Genomic DNA, 5,868 nt, shown 5'->3' on the forward strand with positions numbered 1-5,868 from the left:
CACCGCCATCCCGCAGGAGCATCTGCCGGCGCAGCCTTCAACATCCGACCACCCCCGCCGCGGCCAAGGCCGCGCCTGCAGGACAGGCAAGGGGCGCTCCACGGGCCTGCCGTGTCGCGGGACACAAGCGCCGGACCACCTGCTATGGTGAAGGCCATCGCCTTTGGCTCCCTGCCCCGGAGACCCGCATGCTGTCCGAGCGCCTGACGCGTTTTCGTTCGACCATCCTGATCCCGGTCTTCCTCCCGGCCATCCTGGTCGTGGCACTGCTGGTGATCGGCACGATCAGCGATCCGGACCGTGCCGGCGAGTTCTTCGCTCGCCTGCTCGCGGCCATCACCGCGGACTTCGGCTGGTTCTACGTCCTGGCGGTCGCCACCTTCCTGGTGTTCCTGGTGACGGTGGCGGTGTCCCCCTGGGGGCGCATCAAGCTCGGCCCGGACCACGCCCGCCCGGAATACAGCTTCTCGTCGTGGTTCGCCATGCTGTTCTCCGCCGGCTACGGCATCGCCCTGCTGTTCTTCGGCGTGGCCGAGCCGGTGCTGCACTACGCCAACCCACCGGAGGCCGAGGCCCTGACCCGGCAGGCGGCCGAGCAGGCCCTGCAGATCTCGTTCTTCCACTGGGGGTTCCACATCTGGGCGATCTACGGGCTGGTGGGACTGGTGCTGGCGTACTTCGCCTTCCGCCAGGGGCTGCCGTTGTCGATGCGCTCGGCGCTCTACCCGCTGATCGGCGAGCGCATCTACGGGCCGATCGGCCACACCGTGGACGTGTTCGCCATCCTCGGCACGCTGTTCGGCCTGGCCACGACGCTCGGCATCTCGGTCACGCAGATCAATTCCGGGCTCAACTACCTCTGGCCGGGCATCCCCGTGCATGTCGGGGTGCAGATCGGCACCATCGCGGTGATCACCTCGCTGGCCACCTTCTCGGTGGTCGCGGGCATGGACCGTGGCATCCGGCGACTGTCGCTGCTCAACATGATCCTGGCCGCCGTGCTGGTGCTGTTCGTGTTCCTGGTCGGGCCGACCATCTTCATCCTCGAGGCCTTCGTGCAGAACACCGGGGCCTACCTCGACGGCATCATCGCCCGCACCTTCAACCTGCAGGCCTATGTCGGCGGCGAATGGATCGGCAACTGGACGCTGTTCATCTTCGGCTGGACGATCGCCTGGGCGCCGTTCGTCGGTCTGTTCATCGCCAAGATCAGCCGCGGCCGGACTATCCGGCAGTTCGTCTTCGGCGTGATGCTGGTACCGACGCTGTTCACCTTCTTCTGGTTCTCGGTCTTCGGCGACACCGCGCTGCACGCGATCATGCACGAGGGCTACACCTCGCTGATCGACGAGGTGAACGCCGACCAGGCCATCGCGCTGTTCAAGCTCTTCGAGCACCTGCCGTTCACCGCGATCGTGTCGTTCGTCACCATCCTCCTGATCGTGACCTTCTTCGTCACCTCGGCCGACTCGGGCGCGCTGGTGATCGACTCGCTGGCCTCCGGCGGCGCGCTGAAGACCCCGGTGGCCCAGCGCATCTTCTGGGCCACGCTCTCCGGTGTGGTCGCCTCGGTACTGCTGCTCGCCGGCGGGCTCAAGGCCCTGCAGACCGCGGCGGTCACCTCGGCCCTGCCCTTCGCCATCGTCATGCTGATCGCCGGCGTGGGCCTGTGGCAGGCGCTGCGCATCGAAAGTCAGCGTGACATCAGCCTGCAGTACAAGATGACCTCCGGGCGTACCGGGATCGCCGGCAAGGCCTCCTGGCAGGACCGCCTCACCAGCCTGGTGAGCTTCCCGGACCGGGAGAGCGTGGCCGGCTTCATCCGCGAGAACGTCAGGCAGGCCATGGACACGGTCGCGGGGGAACTGGAGGAACGCGGCTGGCCGGTAAGCGTGAGCATCGACGAGGAACGCCCGCGCGTTCGGCTGACCGTCAACCGGCCCGGCTTCTTCGACTTCTTCTACGAGGTCCGGCTGCAGAGCTACGCCAAGCCGACACTGGCCTTCCCCCGGATCCCGCAGGCGGGCAGCGGCGGCGAGCGCTATTACCGCGCCGAGGTCTTCCTGCGCCGCGGCGGCCGGGCCTACGACATCTACGGCTTCGACACCGACCTGATCATCGAGGACATCATCGACCAGTTCGAGCGCTACCTCCACTTCGTGCGGACCAGCCCCGGCGTGCTGCCCTGGCGCATGGACGAGTTCGACGACGACCTCAAGGGACAGGCCGACCGGAAACCGAAATAGCTGAAGGCTCCCTGGTCCGACCCCGCTGGGCCGGCCGCGTCAGCGGCTCAGCGTCCACCAGCTGACCAGGAACACCACCACCGCCCCGATCAGCAGCCACAGTCCCAGACGGCCCGATTCCTCGGACTCGGCATCGCCGCCACCGGGGCCCGGCATTGGTGCATCGTCCCGCCCCTCGTAGTCCCGGATCAGCTCGAGGGCCCGTGGCTCGTCGCGCTCGTCGAGCAGCTGCACCCGGGCGAAGTCGCGCGGCGCGAGTCCACCCACGGCACCCTGCTGGTACTGGCCGGCGACCTGGGCCTCGATGCCCTCGGCATTGAGCATGCCGCAGACGATATGCGCCTCGAGCACGTCGCCGGCCTTGTAGATCGTCTTCATTGCTCCGCTCCCCCTGAGCCCGTCCCGCATGACAGGCGTTTCGTACCAACCTGATGTAGACTACGCGCCCGAGAAACCCTAGCACTGCGCATTGCCCATGACCCAGGAAAACACCCCCCTCACCTACCGCGACGCGGGCGTCGACATCGATGCCGGCAACAGCCTGGTCGAACGCATCAAGCCCGCGGTCAAGCGCACGCAACGCCCCGAGGTGATGGGCGGCCTGGGCGGCTTCGGCGGCCTGTTCGCGCTGGATACGAGCAAGTTCAAGCAGCCGGTGCTGGTCTCGGGCACCGACGGCGTGGGCACCAAGCTGCGCCTGGCGATCGACCTCGACCGGCACGACCGGATCGGCATCGATCTGGTCGCCATGTGCGTCAACGACATCCTGGTCACCGGCGCCGAGCCGCTGTTCTTCCTCGACTACTACGCCACCGGCAAGCTCGACGTCGACGTGGCCGCCCAAGTGGTCGAGGGCATCGCCGAGGGCTGCTCGCAGGCCGGCTGCGCGCTGATCGGCGGCGAGACCGCCGAGATGCCGTCGATGTACGAGCAGGGCGACTACGATCTGGCCGGCTTCGCCGTCGGCGCGGTGGAGAAGGACCAGCTCATCGACGGCAGCAAGGTCGCCGCCGGCGACAGGCTGATCGCCCTGCCCGCCTCCGGCCCGCACGCCAACGGCTACTCCTTGATCCGCAAGATCATCGAGCGCGCCCAACCCGACTGGACCACCGCCGAGGGCAAGACCCTGCTCGACCAGCTGCTCGCCCCGACACGCATCTACGCGCGTGCCGTCAAGGCGCTCGCCGAGACCGTCGACATCCACGCCATGAGCCACATCACCGGCGGCGGTCTGACCGAGAACCTGCCGCGCGTCTACCCGGACAGCCTTGCCGCGGCCATCGACTGGTCGAGCTGGGAGCGCCCGGCGGTATTCGACTGGCTGGCCGACCAGGGCAACGTCGAGATCGGCGAGATGCGCCGCACCTTCAACAACGGCGTCGGCATGGTGATCATCGTCGCCGCCGACCGGGCCGAGGCCGCCGTCTCGGCCATGCAGGCGGCCGGCGAGAGTGCCTGGGTGATCGGCGAGATCGTCGAGCGGGGTAACGGCGAGCCCGTCGTCTACCGTTGATGGCGGGGCACGAGAAAGCGCGCCTGGTCGTACTGGCCTCCGGCAACGGCTCGAATTTCCAGGCGATCATCGATGCCTGCGAGTCCGGCCGGCTGGATGCCGAGGTCGTGCTGCTGGTGGTCAACCGGCCCGACGCCTACGCGCTCGAGCGGGCACGGACGCACGGCATCCCGTCCCGGCTGATCGATCACACGACCTACCCCGACCGCGAGGCCTTCGACGCCGCCCTGGCCGAGGCCATCGACGAGGCGCGCCCGGACTGGATCATCATGGCCGGCTTCATGCGCATCCTCACCGACGGCTTCGTCGACCGGTTCCAGGGGCGCCTGATCAACATCCATCCCTCGCTGTTGCCGAAGTACCCGGGCATGAACACCCACGCCCGGGCACTCGAGGCGGGCGACCTCAAGCACGGAGCGACCGTGCATTTCGTCACCCCGACCGTCGATGCCGGCCCGCCGATCGTCCAGGGCCGCCTCGAAATCCTTGGCGACGACGACGTCGACTCGCTCAAGCAGCGCATCCACGCCGTCGAGCACCGCATCTACCCGCTGGCGATCGACTGGCTGATCAAGGGGAAGGTCGACTTCGAGCGCGCCGAGAAGCAGACCAGCCCGGCGGTGGTGGATGCCTCCGGGGCGCTGATCGTGCCCCCGAGTCCGTAAATCGCCTTGCGGGAGCTTGCCTTGCAAGCGAATTGCCCCGCCGGGCCCGAGCCCCGTTTCCACGAGACCGAGAACCACCGCCCGGGGATGGCCGCCGATGCGGCCTTCAACAAGTAAAGGGCCCGCCTGAATCCAGGCGGGCCCTTGGCGTTCCGATGAAGGCGGACTCTCAGCCCTTGAGCATGCCGTAGAGCTCGTCCTTGACCGCCAGGCGCTCCTTCTTGAGCTCTTCCATGTGCTCGTCGGTGACCGGCTCGTCCAGCTTCTCGAGTCGCTCGATTTCCTTGGTCAGTTCGTCGTAGCGCTCGAACTGCTTGTGGAAATGGGCGTCGCTGGTCTTGAGCTCGTGGATGCGATCCTTGAGCTCCGGAAATTCGTGCGCCAGATCGTGATGTTCAACCTGCATCGGTCACCTCGGTTTTGGATTGGAAAAGCGCCGGCTCGCGCCGGCCGGGAAGAAGGGTAGATCATACCCTGCCACCCGACCAGCCGTCTGCCCGAAACCTGTGGTCCGAACGCGCCCCGGATGCCCCTAGAACTGCGCGTTGATCTGCACGCCGAGGATATCGACCTCGCCGCTGTAGTCGCCGGTCAGGCGATTGGGGATCCCGGATTCGGTCGTGCTGTCCGTGCGGCTATCCTTGAGCCACAGGTGCGTGTAACCCAGGTCCACCGACCAGTTGGTCGACAGGTCGTAGCCGACGCCCACCGAGCCCCAGATGCGGTCGGCATCCGGCAGGCGCGCGGTACGGTACTCGGCACTGGGCACCGGCGTCGGGTCGTAGGCGGTGCCGGCGCGCAACGTCCAGCGCGGGGCCATCTGCCATTCGCCCCCGGCCGCCACGCGGAGGGTGTCGTCCCAGTTCTCGGTGGTCAGGAGATCGTCACGCCCCCCGCCCTGCTCGACGCGCAGTTCGTCGAAGCTCGACCAGCCCGTCCACAGCAGGCCCAGCGAGCCGGTCAGCGAGTCGGAGAAGGCGTGCGTCGCGCTGGCCGCCACGCTCGGCGGCAGGTCCAGCCCGGCCCGGGAGGCGCTGTCGGCGAATGCCGGGCTGCCGGCGAGTGCAGGCGGCATCTCGTAGTCGACGTCCCCCTGCAACGTGTGGTCGACGCCCGAACGGTAGCCCAGGCCCAGTCGGGTGCGGTCGGTCGCCTGCCAGAGCACCCCGAGGCTGTAGCCCACGGACCAGTCGTCGCCGTCGATGCGGACCCGGCCGTCGCTGTCCACGTCTCCCGGCGTGAGTCCGAGCCCGGCACAGGTTTCCGGGCCCTCGGTGGCGACGCAGACCGCCCCGCCGTCGATCGCCGAGGTCAGCTCCGCCTGGGCGTACTGGACGTTGATGCCCGCCGCGACGGAGACGCGCGGCGTGATGTCGTAGCTGATCGCCGGATTGAGGTCGAGCACCTCGACGTGGCTCTCGACGCCGTGGTAGCGCCCCAGCCA

General features: G+C 68.0%; 6 protein-coding genes. 3 read left to right on the top strand and 3 right to left on the bottom strand.

The genetic code is table 11. The annotated features are described in order from the left end of the window. Positions 1-188: 188 nt before the first annotated feature. Positions 189-2,246, top strand: coding sequence for a BCCT family transporter (locus ACLFMY_RS08100; protein WP_410764156.1), 2,058 nt, complete (start codon positions 189-191; stop codon positions 2,244-2,246). Between the two features lie 39 nt (positions 2,247-2,285). On the opposite strand, the gene ACLFMY_RS08105 is transcribed toward ACLFMY_RS08100, so the two are convergent. Next, positions 2,286-2,624 (bottom strand): DUF2007 domain-containing protein, encoded by a 339-nt coding sequence (locus tag ACLFMY_RS08105; RefSeq protein ID WP_410764157.1) that lies wholly within the window; start codon positions 2,622-2,624, stop codon positions 2,286-2,288. Between the two features lie 97 nt (positions 2,625-2,721). Between ACLFMY_RS08105 and purM the strand changes: the two genes are divergently transcribed. Together purM and purN are read left to right on the top strand one after the other, a co-directional pair. Then, positions 2,722-3,759 (top strand): phosphoribosylformylglycinamidine cyclo-ligase, encoded by a 1,038-nt coding sequence (purM, locus tag ACLFMY_RS08110; RefSeq protein ID WP_410764158.1) that lies wholly within the window; start codon positions 2,722-2,724, stop codon positions 3,757-3,759. Continuing rightward, entirely contained in the window at positions 3,759-4,424 is a 666-nt protein-coding gene (gene purN, locus ACLFMY_RS08115; protein ID WP_410764159.1) for a phosphoribosylglycinamide formyltransferase, read from the top strand. Before purM ends, purN begins: the two co-directional genes overlap by 1 nt. A gap of 169 nt (positions 4,425-4,593) precedes the next feature. Here the strand turns inward: purN and ACLFMY_RS08120 are convergent, their stop codons facing one another. Beyond that, positions 4,594-4,830: a YdcH family protein gene (locus ACLFMY_RS08120; RefSeq protein ID WP_410764160.1), complete on the bottom strand. Its 237-nt coding sequence runs from the start codon at positions 4,828-4,830 to the stop codon at positions 4,594-4,596. A 126-nt stretch (positions 4,831-4,956) separates the two neighbouring features. Further along, on the bottom strand, positions 4,957-5,868 hold a 912-nt coding region (locus tag ACLFMY_RS08125), incomplete at its 5' end, for an OmpP1/FadL family transporter (RefSeq protein ID WP_410764161.1).

The organism is Guyparkeria sp., assembly GCF_046545975.1.
GTDB lineage: Bacteria > Pseudomonadota > Gammaproteobacteria > Halothiobacillales > Halothiobacillaceae > Guyparkeria.

Excerpts from the sequence above, each read along its gene's own strand:
- ACLFMY_RS08120 (WP_410764160.1), bottom strand. The coding sequence starts at position 4,830 with ATGCAGGTTGAACATCACGATCTGGCGCACGAATTTCCGGAGCTCAAG.
- purN (WP_410764159.1), top strand. The coding sequence starts at position 3,759 with ATGGCGGGGCACGAGAAAGCGCGCCTGGTCGTACTGGCCTCCGGCAAC.
- purM (WP_410764158.1), top strand. The coding sequence starts at position 2,722 with ATGACCCAGGAAAACACCCCCCTCACCTACCGCGACGCGGGCGTCGAC.
- ACLFMY_RS08100 (WP_410764156.1), top strand. The coding sequence starts at position 189 with ATGCTGTCCGAGCGCCTGACGCGTTTTCGTTCGACCATCCTGATCCCG.
- ACLFMY_RS08105 (WP_410764157.1), bottom strand. The coding sequence starts at position 2,624 with ATGAAGACGATCTACAAGGCCGGCGACGTGCTCGAGGCGCATATCGTC.